This is a genomic window from Acinetobacter sp. YH12218, from assembly GCF_013417925.1.
GTDB lineage: Bacteria > Pseudomonadota > Gammaproteobacteria > Pseudomonadales > Moraxellaceae > Acinetobacter > Acinetobacter amyesii.
This window is the reverse complement of sequence record NZ_VPDB01000018.1, coordinates 1-17,456: the sequence shown is the minus strand read 5'-3', so window position 1 is coordinate 17,456 and position 17,456 is coordinate 1. Positions and strand designations below refer to the sequence as shown.

Here is a 17,456-nt window from a genome sequence, read left to right as displayed (position 1 = left end):
ATGATTAAGCTTACCGGCCATACCGACCGTTTAGGCAGTGAACAATATAATCAGCAACTTGCATTGCAACGTGCACAGACTGTCAAAAATTACTTAATGAACCAAGGGATTGCTGGAAACAAATTAAGTTTCGCTTCAGCAGGTGAAACTCAGCCTGTAACCAATGGTTGTTTTGATGTGCAAGATCGAAATGCCTTAAAAGCTTGCTTACAAGCAGATCGTCGTGTTGACGTCCAAATTCTTGGTATTAAAAAGCCTTAAATAAGTCCGCGTTCCTTAAGCCGACTAGTGTTTTAAGGAACGCTTTATATAAAAAAGATAAAATCTATTTCTTCGGACTTTTAAGCTTGAACGCGTTAAAATGCCTTTGAGAATTTTGTGCTACTTTGAAATGAATCATGACTTTGAGCACCACCAGCCTTCGTAAACAACTCCGTAAGCAGCGTCGTAACCTAAACCTATGGGAGCAACGACAAGCTGAACAACAAGTCCTACAGCGTTTAATCAGACTCAGTTATTTTAAGCGCAGTCAGCATATAGGCGTTTATTTACATGCATTTGGTGAAATTCACACTCAAAAGCTTATCCACTACTGTTTTTCGCATCAAAAACACGTGTATTTACCCATGATTTGCAACATGAATCAGCAACTGGTTTGGGTTGAAATCTCACGTCATCAATACATTAGTAAACGTTTTTCTCATCACCCACTCGGCATGAAAGAGCCTATGGCGAGTCGTGGGAAGCATGTTTCTCATCTTGACCTTTTAATCATGCCCTTGCTCGCTTGCGACAAGTACGGCACACGTATTGGCATGGGGGGTGGCTTCTACGATAAAACATTAGCAACAGCTCACTCTATACCCTACCGTTTAGGACTTGGTCACGATTTTCAACTCATCCAAGACCCCTTAGTCCGAGAAGCATGGGATCAACCGCTAGATGGCTTTATCAGCCCATCTCAAACTTTAAGTTTCAAACGTTAATTTGATATTTTTGACGCTGAGTTACACTTAAAAATCACATATTTAGTCATTTTTTATACATTTTAATTGGCATGACCCTTGTAATTTAAAAAATACACATCACTATAAAAAACATGGCAACACCGTTGTCACTCATTAGGAGTGCCCATGTCTGAGATTATTATGAATGAAGAAAGCTTGGAAACTACAATTCCGAGCGTATTACCGCTTTTAGCGCTACGAGATGTGGTTGTATATCCTCACATGCAAATTGCACTGTTTGTGGGTCGCGAAAAGTCGATCAATGCAGTCAATGTCGCACGTGACAGTGACAATCTTGTATTCGTAGTTGCACAAAAAGATTCGCTTACAGAAGAAATTGATCACGACAATTTATATCAATACGGTACTGTCGCGAAGATTGTGCAAGTTGTGAATCATGAGAATGATGAAAACTGTATAAAAGTACTGATTGAAGGCTTATATCGTGCCAAGCTAGAAAAAATTATCGATGCCGATGATTACCTGACTGCCGAGCATTCATTAAGCCCAATGACGGTTTCTGTAGACTCAGAAACTCAGAATAACCGTGTCGAAGAATTACGTACCTTATTTGCTCAATATGCAGAAGCAAAACTGCGTAATGCACGTGAATTGATTGCAGCAGCCAATAAAATTGATGATTTACTGCAATTATTATTCTTCGTAGCAACACGCGTGCCTCTGAATATTGATGTCAAACAAAAATTCTTAGAGCATGATGAATTTGAAGCACATTTAGCTGAACTCATGACCTACTTATTACAACAGTCAGAAGAACAGCAAATTGAGCAAACCTTACATGATTCTGTAAAACGCCAAATGGAAAAGAATCAGCGTGAATACTTCTTAAATGAAAAAATGAAGGTCATTCAACGCGAACTTTCTGACATGAATGGCGGTGCTGAAGATGACGTTGCAGAAATTGAAAAACGTCTAGCTGAAGCCGATTTACCTGAACATGTACGTAAAAAAGCTGAAAATGAGTTCCGCAAGCTAAAAGCGATGCAACCTGCTTCAAGCGAAGCTGCTGTCGTGCGTAACTACCTAGAAGTTATTTTAGATACGCCTTGGAACAAAGCTAGCAAAGTCAGCATTAACCTTGCGAAAGCTCAAGATATTCTTGATGCCGATCACTATGGTTTAGACGACGTGAAAGACCGCATCGTGGAATACCTTGCTGTTCAATCACGTGTGAAAAAACTTCGTGGTCCAATCCTGTGCTTAGTTGGTCCTCCAGGTGTTGGTAAAACTTCACTCGGTGAATCTGTTGCCAAAGCGACTGGTCGTGAATTTGTCCGTATGGCGCTTGGCGGCGTGCGTGATGAAGCTGAAATCCGTGGTCACCGTCGTACTTATATTGGTGCGATGCCAGGTAAAATTGTACAGTCTTTGACAAAAGTTGGCGTAAAGAACCCACTGTTCTTACTCGATGAAATTGACAAAATGGCGCAAGACTACCGTGGAGACCCTGCTTCAGCATTGCTTGAAGTCCTAGATCCATCACAAAACAGCAAGTTCAATGATCACTATTTAGATCTTGATCTAGACCTTTCTGAAGTGATGTTCATCTGTACTGCAAACAGCATGAATATTCCAGAAGCTTTGCTTGACCGTATGGAAGTGATTCGTCTACCGGGTTACACCGAAGATGAAAAAGTGAATATTGCTGAACGTTACCTTGTTCCAAAAGCCATCAAGAACAACGGTCTACGTGCGAAAGAATTAACCGTTCACGAAGAAGCCATCCGCGATATCGTACAACGTTATACACGTGAAGCCGGTGTCCGTAGCTTAGAACGTGAAGTGTCTAAAATTGCACGTAAAGTGGTAAAAGAAGCAGTGAGCAAGAAAGCGAAAAATCTTCAAATTGAAGTGAATTCGAAAAATCTTCCTGACTACTTAGGTCCACACAAATTCGACTTCGGTATGGCCGAAGAAGAAGCTGAAGTGGGTCGTGTAAACGGCTTGGCTTGGACATCTGTTGGTGGTGAACTACTAACAATTGAAGTTGCAGCAGTGAAAGGTAAAGGCAAGTTCATTACCACCGGTTCTCTTGGCGATGTCATGAAAGAATCGATCACAACAGCGATGACCGTTGTACGTACCCGTGCAGATGAACTAGGTATTGAAGCGATTCGCTTTGAAGAAACAGATGTACACGTGCATTTACCAGAAGGTGCAACACCGAAAGATGGTCCATCTGCTGGTTTAGCCCTAACTACCGCTCTTGTTTCAGCGTTTACAGGCATTGCAATTCGTCCAGATATTGCGATGACCGGTGAAACCAGTCTTGGTGGCCGTGCAATGCGCATTGGTGGTTTAAAAGAGAAACTTCTCGCTGCTCACCGTGGTGGCATCAAGCTTGTCTTTATCCCACAAGACAACGTTCGTGACTTGGCTGAGATTCCAGACAATGTCAAAGAAGGTCTAGAAATTAAACCAGTGAAATCGATTGATGAGATTTTACCACTAGCCTTGGTTGATATGCCTAAACCTCTTGCAAAGACACCGATTGTCAAAGCAACTGAAGGTGGCAAAGCTGCACGTCACTAAGCGCTAGCAACTCGCAATAAAAGAAAAAAGCCCTGTTTCGACAGGGCTTTTTTATATCCATTATTTCATACTGTATATTCGAAACTTTTCATTCAAATTCTTCACAACCACCTGATTCAAGCCAACAGCTACAACTATGGATTGGATAACTATTTCAAATTCGACATCAAGATCAATAATAGCCAATAAGAAAGTCTTACAAAATTTGAATGCTATTACTTGAAATATCGCCCTCTATCCCACATATATAGTAGAGAGATATACGCGCTGTATGTTTCTTTATTGGTTCCAATCACGTGTAAAAGCGTGATGATCATTGGAACAAGATGGTCATCTACATCTCCAGGTAGATGACCTTTTATCGCAGTCCACAGGCTTTCGGGGCTGCGTTTTTTATGTCATGCTTTTAAAGACACTCATTTCAAATTTAAGATGGTTTTTACTAAACCATCAATCACTTGAGCCATTTTGTCTAAGTTTAATTTATCCAGGGTATCTTGCTCAGTGTGATAGTGCTTATTACGATAAAATGCCGTATCAGTGATCATCATCGCCGGCATATCAAATTGCCAATAATTCATATGGTCTGAAAAATCCACACCCTGAATAAATGAAGGTGAAATCAAGCGCTCACATTGTAGTTGCTTCAAAGACTCCATCGCCGCACAATACGATGAGGTTAAGTCACGAGACTGAATATTCCCCACCGATGCAATAAAATTCGTATGAGATGGATAAATCCATTTCAGTCCAACTGGATAATCTTGAGTGACTTTGGGATCAAAATAACCAATCATTTCCAGAATATACACACCTGAAATTTTATCCTTTTCCTTTGCTACCGATTTTGCGTGAATAAAACTGCCCATCGACTCTGTTCTAAAATACGGCGGCTCTTCAAGGGTATAAAATACAAATTCAATATTTTGTTTTAATCGCGCTTTTTCAGCCGAAAGAATCCGAGCAGCTTCGAGTACACCTGCAACGCCAGAAGCATTATCATCGGCGCCATGCTGCTCCTCAAATACATCGTAGTGCGCGCCAATGATCACTCGGTTGCTATGCCCTGCATTTAAGGGACAGACCACATTACGGTATGGTTGGCTGTTTACAGTATAGGTTTGAAAACGACAATTCACACCAAATAAACGCATCTGCTCACGAATCCAAGCAGACACCCGGTTTAACTCTTGAATATTCTTATAGTTACGATATTCAGCTTCATTACCAATAATTTGCTCTAAATAGACTTTTAAATTATCCGGTTCAGCTGTTCTAATATTGTTGGCATACGCCGCAAATGAACACCATCCAAAAATTGAAAGCATTGCTGCTTGCTTGAGCAAAAATAATTTACCGTCCTGCCATGTTTTTTTCATTGTTATTATTCCAATTTTCATCTTTGATCTAATCTGTTTATGCTGCGTATTTAAACAGCAAGCAGAACACGATTTCAATTGCAAATTGTGTCTGAACATACAAAGTGCAAGCGAACCGTTATAATGCTCTTTTGTATACTTTCAGGCGCTGTATGAAAATTCGTATTCTGACAATCGGTCAAAAAATGCCAGCATGGGTTCTGACGGGTTTTGAAGATTATTTCAAACGTATTCAGCCTTTTGTTCAAACGCAGATCATTGAACTGCCTATGGCCAAACGTGGCAAAAACGATTCAGAAGCCGACATTTTAAAATACCGTCAAATTGAAGGTGAAAGCATTTTAAATGCCATGAAATCGAATGAAGTACTGATCGCCTTAGAAGTCGGTGGTCGAGAGTTCAGTACCGAAAAACTGGCTGAAACCATGAAAGGTTGGATGCTTGAAGGCAATGATGTGGTTTTAGCCATTGGTGGGCCAGATGGACATTCTGAGGCGGTACGTAAAGCTGCAGCGTGGCATTGGTCTTTATCTAAACTGACTTTGCCACATCCAATGGTTCGTGTCATGCTCATCGAACAGCTATACCGCGCAATGAGTATTAACCATAATCACCCTTACCATCGTGCGGGTTAATCTAAACGGACATCCAGCATCAACAGCAAGCAAGCGTTGCAACAATGAAACAAACCGTTGAAATTATCCGAATTGTTACGCTGAATAATTTAGTGCATGATCATCATATTCCTTTAAACAACCAACGGCGACCGCGATGAATTTACAAACACTTCCAGGTTTATTTATTTCCCATGGCTCACCTATGCTTGCCATCAATCCTGAGCAAGTCGGTCCTGCGTTGGAACGTTTAAGCCTGAATCTTCCAAAACCGGAAGCCATTATTATCATGTCCGCACATTGGGAAAGTAACGCACTAGAAGTAAGTACCAGTGCCCGTCCTGAAACTTGGCATGACTTCCGTGGCTTCCCTGCGGAACTTTATGATATTCGCTATCCAGCACCGGGTAACCCAGAGCTCGCAGAAGAAATTCTCCATTTGCTTGCCAATGCAGGATTATCTGCACACGCCAACAGCACCCGTCCACGCGATCATGGCGTTTGGATGCCGTTATTGCATATGTATCCTGATGCCGACATTCCTGTAATTGAAATATCACTGCCGATGACCATGTCTGCGCAAGAGATCTATAAAATTGGACAAACGCTTGCACCTTTACGTGACAAGCAAATCCTGTTGATTGGATCGGGCAGTATTACTCATAACTTACGTGAATTGGCTTGGGATGGACGTGCAGCAGCCGTGCCTGAATGGGCGTCTACATTCCGTAATTTTGTGGTCAATAAGCTCACTCATCAAGATTTTGATGAAGTTCTCGATTGGCAAAATATTCCGTTTGTACAACGCAACCATCCGACCATTGAACATTTTGCACCTATCTTCTTTGCGATGGGTGCAGGCCCCCGCTTCTCTATTGTTCACAGTAGTTTTAGTATGGGTTCACTAGGTATGGATATTTATCGTTTTGATTAAACGTGAAATAAACTTGGTAGTTTGACTTATTCATAATTTATATTAATAAGTTAACAAATTATTATTCATGGATACATTTTGCTACTTATTTGAGCTGAATGTATTCATATTTTTTTAAAATGAATGGGTTATGCTACAGGCTGAAATTCACTTAGAACAGTTAGCGTAATGAAATTAAAATATTTAGCGATCGCCCTCTTCCCTTTAGTCCTTGCAGCATGTCAATCAAGCGATATCCAAAAAGCTGGAGATTTAGCCGTGAGCGTATTACAACAACAAAATGCTGATAAAACTTTAGCTTCATATCAATGGAGCACCACCACTGAAAATGCGCCAAAACCTTTGGTTTTAAATTTTCTAGAAAATGGCACTTTGGGTATTTCAACCAGCTGTAATAGCATGTCAACCCAATGGAAAGTGGAACACAATACACTTGTAACAGGCAACATTGCATCTACCATGATGGCATGTCCTGATAATGCGATGAAACAAGAAGGACTTGCATCTTCACTCTTTAGTGACCGTAAAGCACCTTTTGTCTTAAATACCACAGATCCACAAAATCCAACGTTAACGATTATTTCTGCAACAGGTGAGAAACTGGTTTTCACTGGAAAATTAACACCTGAAACCCAGTACAACTCACAAGGCGAAACAATTTTCCTTGAAGTCAGCCCTGAAACCAAACAATGTACAGGTGTTGCTCCACAAACTTGTTTGCAAGTGCGTGAAGTGAAGTACGATGAAAAAGGCTTAAAAACACAAGTTGATAAAGACTGGACTTTATTTTACGATCAAATTGAAGGCTTTAAGCACACTCCTGCAGAACGCCAAATTATTCGCGTAAAACGTTTTGAACGTAAAAACCCTGCAGCTGATCAATCAAAATATGCCTATATTTTTGATATGTCAGTCGAACGTGAAGCTGTAAAAGGTACGTTGTAAGTTACAGCCTATAAAAAAACCGAGATCAACGCCTCGGTTTTTTTATATCTTCACAACTGGAAACGCTGATCAGCCGTGCAAAGTTTTCAAATCACGATGTACTGTTCAGCCAATGCTTTAGCGATGTAAATTTAAAGCTACTACAAAAGCAAAATGCCCTGCCTGAATTCATCCTGAAGAATCGCAATCAACAGACCTATATTTTTAAAGGCATACAGCGAATTGCTGATTTACGTGATTTTGAAGCAGAACAATTAACTCAAAAGACGTGGGTTCTCGTAGAGAATAAGGCTCTACCCGCCCCAATAACTCTCACATTCAACAATGGCCGTATAACATTTTTTAGTGGCTGTAATCGCATTGGCCGCAATTATGATGTAGAAAAGCATACTTTGCGTTTTACAGGAGATGTAGGGAGTACCCTGAAGTTCTGCCCACAATTACATCAGCAAGAGCTTCATATAAAACGTTTGCTCAGCCAATCCTTAAATTTTCACTTCAACGTTATAGATAGCAAAATCCAACTTAGGCTCATGAACACTGAGCAACAATTCTATATATTCCAAGCCATTCAGCCATAAAAAACCGAGGCAGAAGCCTCGGTTTTCAGTTCAACTTACGTAGAACTTAGTAAACGCCTTGAGCAAGCATTGCGTCAGCAACTTTTACGAAGCCTGCAATGTTCGCACCGTTTACGTAGTTCACAGTACCATCTTCTTCAGTACCGTATTTCACGCAGTTGCGGTGAATTTCTTTCATGATCGCGTGTAGACGCTCGTCAACTTCTTCGAAAGTCCAACCCAAACGAATTGCGTTTTGAGACATTTCAAGACCAGAAGTCGCAACACCACCCGCATTCGATGCTTTACCTGGTGCATAAAGAATTTTCGCTTCAACGAATTTCTCAACTGCAGCCAAAGTTGAAGGCATGTTCGCACCTTCAGCAACACAGATTACGCCATTAGCAAGAAGAGCTTCAGCATCAGCTTCATCTAATTCATTTTGAGTTGCACATGGCAGCGCGATATCACATTTGATAGACCAAGGACGTTGACCTTCTAAATATTCAAAACCGTGCTTAGATGCAAATTCAGAAATACGGCCACGCTTAACGTTTTTCAATTCCATTACTTCAGCAAGAAGTTCCGTTGTGAAACCGTCTTTTACGTATACAGTACCTGCTGAGTCAGAAAGTGAAACCACTTTCGCACCTAAGTACATTGCTTTTTCAGCAGCGTATTGTGCAACGTTACCAGAACCCGAAATCGTTACGACTTTATCTTTAAAGCTGTCGCCACGAGTTTTCAGCATTTCCTCAGCGAAATACACAGTACCGTAACCAGTTGCTTCAGGACGCGCAAGTGAACCACCGAAAGTTAAACCTTTACCAGTGAACACACATGCTGTGTCGTTGCTTAATTTTTTCATCATACCAGCCATGTAGCCAACTTCACGGCCACCTACCCCGATGTCACCCGCAGGGATGTCAGTGTTAGAACCAAGATGACGGTATAACTCGATCATTAATGCTTGACAGAAACGCATAATTTCGCCTTCAGATTTACCTTTAGGGTCAAAATCTGAACCACCTTTACCACCACCCATAGGAAGTGTAGTTAAAGCATTTTTGAAAGTTTGTTCAAAACCTAAGAATTTAAGAATTGAAAGGTTCACTGATGGGTGGAAACGCATACCACCTTTGAATGGACCAATTGCTGAGTTGTATTGAACACGGAAAGCACGGTTAACTTGAGTTTGACCTTTGTCATCTACCCATGAAACACGGAACTGAATTGCACGCTCAGGCTCAACAAGACGTTCTAGCAAACCGTAGTCAGCATATTGTGGGTTCTTTTCGATGAATGGCCAAAGGCTCGTCATCACTTCTTCAACAGCTTGAAGAAATTCAGGTTGATGTTCATCACGTGTTTTAACGTAGTCTAGGAAGTCGTTAAGGCTGTTATATTTCAACACTTAATCCTCAGCAGATGTATGGATCAAAATTGATCACAATTTTGATCAAAGATATATTTTGGCGCAAAATATTAAATATCTTTTGTAACTAATCAGCAATAGTTTTTTTAAAAAATCTTTAAATTCTTTATAGAACAGCGATTTAAATTGATTAATCAGATATTTTAGTTATAAATACTATTACTTTTAGGAATATTTTAATGAATTATTTTGCTCATTTATGATGCATCTATAGACCCATTTTTGCGCACAGCAATTCATACTGAAACATGCTAGAATTCAACGTCCTCTTTGGTTTTTCTCTGCCTTCATTTGTACTCGCGACTACCCATGACTTCTGAAATTTCCCTCATCCAACAAATTGATGCCCTATTGCCACAAACTCAATGTGGACTTTGTGGACACCGAGACGGCTGCTTACCCTATGCCAAAGCCATCAGTGAAGGAGAAGAAGCCAATAAATGTATACCCGGTGGTCAACCTGTGGCAGATTCACTAGCAGCGTTATTAAATCGTCCACACTTAACAGCAGAAGCCAGCGTTTGGCCAATCCAAAGTGATGGGCGCCCGCAACGGGTTAAAGCTGTGATTCGTGAGGATGAATGTATTGGTTGTACCAAATGTATCAGTGCCTGCCCTGTCGATGCCATTATTGGCTCAGGCAAATTGATGCATACCGTCTTGATGGATTTATGTACGGGCTGCGAACTCTGCATTCCACCTTGTCCAGTGGATTGTATCGACCTTATCGAAGAGCTTGATCAAGTGCCATCTGAAGCCGTTCGAATCGCAGAACAGAATGATTTACGTCGCCGCTACTATGCACATATTCAACGTGAGGAAAAGCGCCGAATTCATCGTAAAGGCCCTGTTGTACGCGCAGAAATTGATACGGAACTTTTTGCCCAATTTTCGACCCAGACAGACTCGGTACCGGTCATTGAAGTCGTAGAAAAACCAACTACACCAGTCGTGCAGCTCGATGCAAAAACCACCATTGAACTTGCTAAAATTCGAACACAAATCAAAAAGTTAGAAAAACAGCTGAGTGTACGAGACGATGCAAAAAAACGTGAGTTACTCCATACGCTCACGCAACAATTAACACAACTGCAAGGGGCTTAATCATGGCTGTTAAAAACATGACTAAGAAGCAAATTCAAACTTTTTTTGAACGCTTACGTGAGCAACGCCCCAACCCGAAAACCGAACTCAATTATAGTAGTGCATTTGAACTTTTAGTGGCTGTTACCCTATCTGCTCAGGCCACTGATGTTAGCGTCAATAAAGCCACAGATAAACTTTTTCCAATAGCAAATACTCCTGAAGCTATTTATGCGTTAGGTGTTGACGGACTGAAGGAATATATCAAGACCATTGGCCTGTATAACTCAAAAGCGGAAAATGTCATTAAAGCCTGCAAGATGCTCATTGAGAAGCATAACAGTATCGTTCCGAATAATCGTGCAGATTTGGAAGCCTTACCCGGTGTCGGTCGTAAAACTGCAAATGTGGTGCTGAATACTGCTTTTGGACAACCAACCATGGCAGTCGATACGCATATTTTTCGTTTAGGGAATCGAACAGGATTGGCTGTCGGCAAAAATGTTCTGGAAGTCGAACACCGACTCGTCAAAGTCATCCCCAAAGAGTTTATTGTTGATTCACATCATTGGCTGATTTTACATGGACGCTATTGCTGCATTGCCCGCAAACCCAAATGTGATGAATGTATCGTGTCTGATGTGTGTAATTGGCCCGACCGTTTTGACTTTGGCGCATTAAGACCGATTAAAACCACCCAAATTGAAGATTAATCTCTTCAATTTCGGGGCAGATGGAATTTGTAAGAATCAATTGATCGAGTTGATGCTTAATTTTTATCTTGTTCTTTTTGTTTTTTATCAAGCTCTTGCTGCAGCTTTGGATGTAAGCGATATTGCTTCGGGCTCAGTTTAGCTTGCTCTGCTTCTTCCACTTGCACCTTACGCAACATTTTAAAGCTGACAAATAATAAGCCCAATAACACCGCCACAGCGATGATGACCATTATAACCAAAGCAAATTTCATAACAGATTCGCCCTAAAAGCCACATAAAAAAAGAGCCCCACTATGCAGTAGGACTCTTTGATTGTCAAAAATTCAAAAAAGTTGAATTATTTAGACTGATCTAATATCGCGAACAAATCAGTTTGAACTTGATCGATTGGACGAAGACCATTTAATTTGTCATAAGTCGGTGCGTTTTCGCCAGAAGCTGCACGACCTTGGTAGAAACCAACCAATTGCTCAGTTTCAGCGTGGTAAGAACCTAAACGCTTGCGAATTGTTGCTTCTTGGTCATCTGGACGTTGAACAAGGTCTTCACCAGTTTCGTCATCTTTACCTTCCACTTTTGGTGGGTTGTAAACGGTGTGATATACACGACCAGATGCTGGGTGTTGACGACGACCAGATAAACGTTGAACGATTTCTTCGTCAGGTACATCAATTTCAATTACGTGATCGATGCTGATACCTTCGTTTTCAAGCGCTTCAGCTTGTGGAATCGTACGCGGGAAACCGTCAAAAATGCAGCCGTTGACACAGTCAGGTTGAGCAATGCGTTCTTTTACAAGACCAATAATAAGCTCATCAGATACAAGGCCGCCATTGTCCATGACGCTTTTAGCTTGTAGACCTAATTCAGTACCTTCACGAATCGCAGCACGGAGCATATCACCGGTTGAAATTTGTGGGATATCGTAGCGCTTACAGATCAACTGAGCTTGTGTACCTTTACCTGCTCCAGGTGGTCCGAGTAATATAATGCGCATAAAAAAACATCCTCATTTTAAACATTGTATATGACGCTATGTAGTGATCTGAACCCAAGATTCAGATCGTCTTCCAGCATCTAATTATAAGAAAGCCACAAACAAATGTATTGTACCCGCGATAAAACCGGTTACACCACCCAAGACAATTAAAATCCATTCGTCTTCCTGAAATGCAGGACGTAATAGATTTTGAAATTCTTTCGGTGTTAGCTCACGAATACGGTCTCTAAACATTTGAAAGATTTTCTGTGCACGGCTCGCATTAAACGCAGGGTCGCATACAGGCACCATCGTAATTTCAATTGAGCGATCGATCAAGTCTGTCTTGAGTTTTGCGTACTCTTTTGGACCTAAAGACAACTGTAATGAGGTACGAACCAGTGGAGATTCCATAATTTCATTAATATGACGTTTCACAATGCGACGGGTCTTATCTTTCTTCCCGCCATACATCATTTCGGTCATGATAGATTTTAACGTAATTAGGTCTTCTGTGACTACACTTGCGAATACATCCGAAACTTCTTCTTGGCGTTTCATAAACGCGCCTTGAACATTGTACGTTCCAATACGTGGAATCACAGGTTTAATCCAAGGGAATTTACGATCTTTAGTTAATTCAAATAATTGCAAATACTTAACAGGGTGCGGCTCAATGGGATTAAATACCATCCAGATGGCAATCCAGTTGGTCAAAAAGCCCCAAATTGCTGCCCAAAATGGAACTGTCCAATGCCATGGCACCACAAACCAAACAACCATCTGGAAGATACCAAAGAACATCCCAATCAAGGCACTAATATGCCAAATAAAGTTGATTTCTTTCTGGCCAACTTTAAGGAACATCCGCACCATCAAGAGACGATCCGCTTCCATTTGACTCACCACCATTTCACGCATGTCAACAAGTGACTCTACGTTCATGGTCAGTTCGGTCACGAGTTCTTTTAAGGTATTTGGTAGCTGTTTATGTGCTTGGGCATAAATACGGCGTTTAATCGAATACGGTAGGTTTTCCCAAAGCACCGCATTTCGGTCTAGCATGACTTCATCAATCAAATGCTCAAGCTCAAAGCCAACTTGTTCACCAATGATGCGCGCCATATCCTCAGGATCCATTGCATCCAAAAACTCGCGTAAGGAACCCAATTTAGACAATGTGTTATCCGTAATAATGCCAGAAATACGTCCAGCTTTTCTTGGCACAATCCCCTGCCATCCCACGGGTAATGGACCTAAATGGAATCCCCAGAAAGTAATCGGGTAAAACACCATTTTCAGTGCCATCCAAACGTGTGCCCAGGTAACGAATGCGGTAACGGGGATAATACTCAGCACAGCCCAAAAATCGGGACGTTGCAAAAAGGTTTGCCACAATTCGTTAACGTACTCAAGCATGCATAACTTCCATATTTAATTTTATTCAGTGAGTGCGGTTATAAAATAAAGTTGATTATTTTCACTACAAACCAAAACTTAAAGTATATGAGATTTGTAGTCTCGGTTCGGTTTCCACAATCACATTACCTGATTTGTCTTCTAATTTTTCACCCGCACCCATGCCTACACTAAACGTACTAATACGCTCGGCACTCAACATCACATAAGCAAGATCGATACCACCACCTAAACGCGCTTCATCTTCACCATCTACTTTCTTGGAGTCGATGTGGCCCGCATAAGCTCCGATATAATAACCATTTTTATCTTTGCCAGTGAGATGAACTGGGTGACGAAAGCCGACTTGCCCACCAGGTGTTTTATCATCGTTCAAGAAAACACCAGCTTTTGCATAGGCAATGCCATATGTGTTTACCCACTCACCATTCACGTGAATAATTTTTTGAGTAAAACCTGCTCCAACATTCCATGGTTGATAACCCTCACCTGTTAATTTTGCCTCAGGTAAAAATGAATTGTCATTGGCATGTGCGATGCTTCCAAGCATCATAAATGCAAGCAATGGATATAATTTATTCATTGTTTTCACAAACTTCCTTAGTATTATTTTTTGGATTATTCCTTTTTTATACGTTTCGACTTTAGCAGAATAATATGAACTGTTATACACAAAGCCCTATATTTTTCATGTCTGCAAAGTCAAAATATAGACTGCAATCACAGCAGAGTCGTTTTTATTTATCAAAAAAATGTCAGTTGCGCTAGAATATGCCTCTTCCGTTATTTTAGCTCTCAGTCTTTAAGTCGAACGCGTATGAAGCAGCATTATCCTTTAAAAAATGTCCAGCAAGAAAAGCGGATTTATCGTAATCGCGTGGTGATTTCGATAGGGATTGTCTCCTTCTTTATGCTGTTACTCGTAGCACGTTATGCATATTTGCAAATCAAAAGTTATGAGACCTTTTCGACTGCTGCAGATCAAAACCGAATTCGACTGCAACCGCTTGCACCTTCTCGCGGTTATATCTATGACCGTAATGGCGTGTTATTAGCGGATAATTATCCAGTTTTCTCAGCAACCATGAGCCGAGCGGATGTTGAAGATATTGATGATACGGTAGAGCGCCTAACGCCTCTGTTAGAACTGACAGATGAGGATATCGAACGCTTTAAAAGTCGAATTAAAACCTCTAAAAAGACTGAACGTGTTTCGATAAAATTGAATTTAAATGAAAATGATATCGCCCGTTTTAGTGAGGTAAAATATCAATTTCCGGGTGTCAATATAGAGACCCAGATGACTCGCTACTATCCACATGGTGAACTGTTTGCCCATGTGATTGGCTACGTGGGTCGTATTAATGACAAAGAACTAAAATCGATTGATAAAGATTTATACGCTGGCTCAAACCTGATCGGTAAAATTGGCGTTGAAAAATCATACGAAGAACTTTTACACGGTATGCCGGGAAATGAGTCGGTTGAAGCCGATGCCTTTGGTAATGTGTTACGTCATCTAGGTCGTAAAGATCCGATTCGTGGTAATGACTTATATTTATCCCTAGATTATGGACTGCAAATGGTCGCTTCAGAGCAGCTTGCAGATCGACGTGGTGCGATTGTTGCGATTGACCCACGTACTGGGGAAATTCTTGCTCTCGTTTCTAGTCCAAGTTTTAACCCTAACTTATTTGTTACCGGGATTAGCAGCAAAGATTATTCTGAACTGCGTGATAGTCTCGATCAGCCATTATATAACCGTGCTGTGCAAGGGGCTTATCCTCCGGGTTCAACGATTAAGCCAATGTTTGGTCTAGGTGGTATTCATTATGGTCTAGTGGACTGGAGTACTGCCATTTCCGATCCAGGCTACTTCACGCTTCCGGGTGACAGCCATCGTTTCCGTGACCACAAAAAAACTGGTCATGGTTCAGTTAATTTACACAAAGCTCAAGTCGTTTCCTGCGATACCTACTTCTATGTCTTGTCCTATCGTATGGGCATTGAAAAAATGAATACGTGGATGCGTCAGTTTGGCTTCGGTGAAAAAACCGGTGTTGATTTACCAAGTGAAAGTACGGGGCTATATCCAAATCCTGAATGGAAACTCCGCACACGGAAGTCCAACTGGCTCAAAGGTGAAACCATTTCTGTCAGTATTGGTCAGGGTGCATTTACTGCAACACCATTACAACTGGCGATGGCGACTGCCATTACTGCCAATCAAGGCTCTCATGTTACACCTCACGTTTTGCGTGAAAGTAAAGGCTCTAAAGTCCACAAAGTCCATAACGCCCCTAATGGTCGCATTCAATTTAATGGTAAGCCAGATGATTGGATCAAAATGCGTGATGCCATGATTGATGTGGTACAAACAGGGACCGGTCGTGGTATTCGTACCCCAATGTATCAAATCGCAGGTAAAACAGGAACTGCACAGGTTAAAAGTATTGCCCAAGGTAAACGTTATAACGAGTCCTTATTGACAGAGCGTCAACTTGACCATGGTTTATTTGTTGGTTTTGCCCCTGCGGAAAAACCTGAAATTGCCATTGCCGTCGTTTGGGAAAATGGTCGTCACGGTGGTTCTGCTGCTCAAATTGCGAAACCGATGTTTGACTACTGGTTATTAACACGTAAAAAGAATCCAATTCGTCCTGCAGGCCATCAAATTAGCGGTGGTCTCATGACTGCAGGTCTAAAACCGAGTGAATTACCAAGCGGCTCGAATATTTTATCTGCCGATCCAAATGCAACCCCAACAGCTCAGCAGAACAACAGTGCAACTCAACAATCGAATACTGCAAATACCCCACCTCGTGCTGCCAGTGCCGCACATGCAACCGATGAGGAATAATTCATGAAAAATCAATTAAGAATCATTGGGGGTGAATGGAAACGCCGTCAACTGCCTTTTGCCAGTATTGACGGTTTACGCCCTACACCTGACCGTATCCGTGAGACATTATTTAACTGGCTCATGTGGGATGTTCAAAATGCCAAAGTCCTCGACCTCTGTACAGGTTCAGGTGCTTTGTCATTTGAAGCACTCTCGCGTGGTGCAGCAGAAGCTGTTTTAATTGAACCTGATCGTACCCAAGCGAAGTTCCTCATGGACAATTTAGAACTCCTAAGGGTCAGTAAACAACGTGTGCAACTCAAAAACATGACGGCACAACAAGCCATTCCTAACTTGAAAGACCAATTTGATCTGATTTTCTTAGATCCCCCTTATAGTCTTGATTTATGGCAGGAACTTGCTGAGTTGGTCGATCCCTGCATTGCAGACAATGGTTTAATTTATATCGAAGCTGATCGTGATCTTGCTCAGTTAAAACTGCCGAGCAGTTGGCAGCAAATCAAACAAACCAAAGCAGGTACGGTACGTGCAGGCTTATATAAAAAGGCTTAATGTAAATGCACACAAAAAAGGACGTCAATGCGTCCTTTTTTATTACTTGAAAATCATTAAACCTGTGGTCGAAGTGGACGCTGGCTGTTAAATCCACCCGGGGTTTTAGCTTTATCCACGGGCGTTACTTTAGGACGTTGTTGCTGTGGTTTTTGCTGCTGGGGCTTACTTGTATTGGGTTTAGCTGGCGTCTGAGGCTTTGCGCTTGGACGATGCACATTTGACGGATGCTGAGATGAAGGATTCTGTACATTCGGGTTATGCGCATTTGGTTTATGCGCATTTGGTTTATATAGGACTTACGCATTGACTGATTCAAAAAAGTATTAAAATACTTTATAAAGTATCTGTGATCAGACGAATTAAACATGCTTCTACAGCAACTTGTACATTACCCATTTATATGGGCTTTCTCAT

General features: G+C 41.3%; 18 protein-coding genes. 11 read left to right on the top strand and 7 right to left on the bottom strand.

All coding sequences use genetic code 11. The features are described from left to right. The 3 genes from FTV03_RS07080 to lon all read left to right on the top strand — a co-directional run bounded on the left by FTV03_RS07080 (position 1) and on the right by lon (position 3,560). Positions 1 to 261, top strand: a complete 261-nt coding sequence (locus FTV03_RS07080; protein WP_180040698.1) for an OmpA family protein — start codon at positions 1 to 3, stop codon at positions 259 to 261. Between the two features lie 137 nt (positions 262 to 398). After that, a complete protein-coding gene (locus FTV03_RS07075) occupies positions 399 to 986 on the top strand; it encodes a 5-formyltetrahydrofolate cyclo-ligase (RefSeq protein ID WP_180040696.1) in 588 nt (195 codons plus the stop codon). A 147-nt stretch (positions 987 to 1,133) separates the two neighbouring features. After that, positions 1,134 to 3,560 carry an endopeptidase La gene (gene lon, locus FTV03_RS07070; protein ID WP_180020702.1) on the top strand — a complete coding sequence of 809 codons (2,427 nt, stop codon included), beginning with the start codon at positions 1,134 to 1,136 and terminating at the stop codon, positions 3,558 to 3,560. Positions 3,561 to 3,976: 416 nt separating this feature from the next. Here the strand turns inward: lon and FTV03_RS07065 are convergent, their stop codons facing one another. Continuing rightward, positions 3,977 to 4,939, bottom strand: coding sequence for a M20/M25/M40 family metallo-hydrolase (locus FTV03_RS07065; RefSeq protein WP_373685131.1), 963 nt, complete (start codon positions 4,937 to 4,939; stop codon positions 3,977 to 3,979). A gap of 152 nt (positions 4,940 to 5,091) precedes the next feature. Here FTV03_RS07065 and rlmH point away from each other — a divergent pair, with 152 nt between their 5' ends. From rlmH to FTV03_RS18165, 4 genes are all read left to right on the top strand, one after another. Beyond that, the gene (gene rlmH, locus FTV03_RS07060; RefSeq protein WP_180040694.1) at positions 5,092 to 5,574 is read left to right on the top strand and encodes a 23S rRNA (pseudouridine(1915)-N(3))-methyltransferase RlmH; all 483 of its coding nucleotides are present in this window, start codon (positions 5,092 to 5,094) and stop codon (positions 5,572 to 5,574) included. A 136-nt stretch (positions 5,575 to 5,710) separates the two neighbouring features. Further along, complete coding sequence (locus FTV03_RS07055; protein ID WP_180040692.1) at positions 5,711 to 6,487, top strand: dioxygenase; 777 nt, start codon at positions 5,711 to 5,713, stop codon at positions 6,485 to 6,487. A 168-nt stretch (positions 6,488 to 6,655) separates the two neighbouring features. Further along, on the top strand, positions 6,656 to 7,432 hold the full coding sequence (locus FTV03_RS07050; RefSeq protein ID WP_180040690.1) for an META and DUF4377 domain-containing protein: 777 nt from the start codon (positions 6,656 to 6,658) through the stop codon (positions 7,430 to 7,432). A gap of 44 nt (positions 7,433 to 7,476) precedes the next feature. Then, on the top strand, positions 7,477 to 8,013 hold the full coding sequence (locus tag FTV03_RS18165; protein WP_180040732.1) for an META domain-containing protein: 537 nt from the start codon (positions 7,477 to 7,479) through the stop codon (positions 8,011 to 8,013). A 46-nt stretch (positions 8,014 to 8,059) separates the two neighbouring features. On the opposite strand, the gene gdhA is transcribed toward FTV03_RS18165, so the two are convergent. Further along, on the bottom strand, positions 8,060 to 9,406 hold the full coding sequence (gene gdhA, locus FTV03_RS07040; protein WP_227591817.1) for an NADP-specific glutamate dehydrogenase: 1,347 nt from the start codon (positions 9,404 to 9,406) through the stop codon (positions 8,060 to 8,062). A gap of 330 nt (positions 9,407 to 9,736) precedes the next feature. Here gdhA and FTV03_RS07035 point away from each other — a divergent pair, with 330 nt between their 5' ends. Continuing rightward, the gene (locus FTV03_RS07035) at positions 9,737 to 10,531 is read left to right on the top strand and encodes an RnfABCDGE type electron transport complex subunit B (RefSeq protein ID WP_180040687.1); all 795 of its coding nucleotides are present in this window, start codon (positions 9,737 to 9,739) and stop codon (positions 10,529 to 10,531) included. Positions 10,532 to 10,533: 2 nt separating this feature from the next. Continuing rightward, the gene (nth, locus tag FTV03_RS07030) at positions 10,534 to 11,223 is read left to right on the top strand and encodes an endonuclease III (RefSeq protein ID WP_180040685.1); all 690 of its coding nucleotides are present in this window, start codon (positions 10,534 to 10,536) and stop codon (positions 11,221 to 11,223) included. Positions 11,224 to 11,279: 56 nt separating this feature from the next. Here the strand turns inward: nth and FTV03_RS07025 are convergent, their stop codons facing one another. The 4 genes from FTV03_RS07025 to FTV03_RS07010 all read right to left on the bottom strand — a co-directional run bounded on the left by FTV03_RS07025 (position 11,280) and on the right by FTV03_RS07010 (position 14,207). Next, positions 11,280 to 11,477, bottom strand: coding sequence for a hypothetical protein (locus FTV03_RS07025; protein WP_180003963.1), 198 nt, complete (start codon positions 11,475 to 11,477; stop codon positions 11,280 to 11,282). Between the two features lie 86 nt (positions 11,478 to 11,563). Beyond that, complete coding sequence (adk, locus tag FTV03_RS07020) at positions 11,564 to 12,223, bottom strand: adenylate kinase (RefSeq protein WP_078189866.1); 660 nt, start codon at positions 12,221 to 12,223, stop codon at positions 11,564 to 11,566. 84 nt (positions 12,224 to 12,307) lie between these two features. Further along, a complete protein-coding gene (locus tag FTV03_RS07015; RefSeq protein WP_078189867.1) occupies positions 12,308 to 13,624 on the bottom strand; it encodes a hypothetical protein in 1,317 nt (438 codons plus the stop codon). A 64-nt stretch (positions 13,625 to 13,688) separates the two neighbouring features. Then, positions 13,689 to 14,207, bottom strand: coding sequence for a hypothetical protein (locus FTV03_RS07010; protein WP_180040683.1), 519 nt, complete (start codon positions 14,205 to 14,207; stop codon positions 13,689 to 13,691). 234 nt (positions 14,208 to 14,441) lie between these two features. On the opposite strand from FTV03_RS07010, the gene mrdA reads away from it, so the two are divergent. Together mrdA and rsmD are read left to right on the top strand one after the other, a co-directional pair. Continuing rightward, on the top strand, positions 14,442 to 16,484 hold the full coding sequence (gene mrdA, locus FTV03_RS07005) for a penicillin-binding protein 2 (protein ID WP_180040681.1): 2,043 nt from the start codon (positions 14,442 to 14,444) through the stop codon (positions 16,482 to 16,484). Positions 16,485 to 16,487: 3 nt separating this feature from the next. Continuing rightward, complete coding sequence (gene rsmD / locus FTV03_RS07000; RefSeq protein ID WP_180040679.1) at positions 16,488 to 17,039, top strand: 16S rRNA (guanine(966)-N(2))-methyltransferase RsmD; 552 nt, start codon at positions 16,488 to 16,490, stop codon at positions 17,037 to 17,039. A 56-nt stretch (positions 17,040 to 17,095) separates the two neighbouring features. Here rsmD and FTV03_RS06995 read toward each other — a convergent pair whose 3' ends face one another. Then, a complete protein-coding gene (locus FTV03_RS06995) occupies positions 17,096 to 17,257 on the bottom strand; it encodes a hypothetical protein (protein ID WP_180040677.1) in 162 nt (53 codons plus the stop codon). Between the last annotated feature and the right edge of the window lie 199 nt (positions 17,258 to 17,456).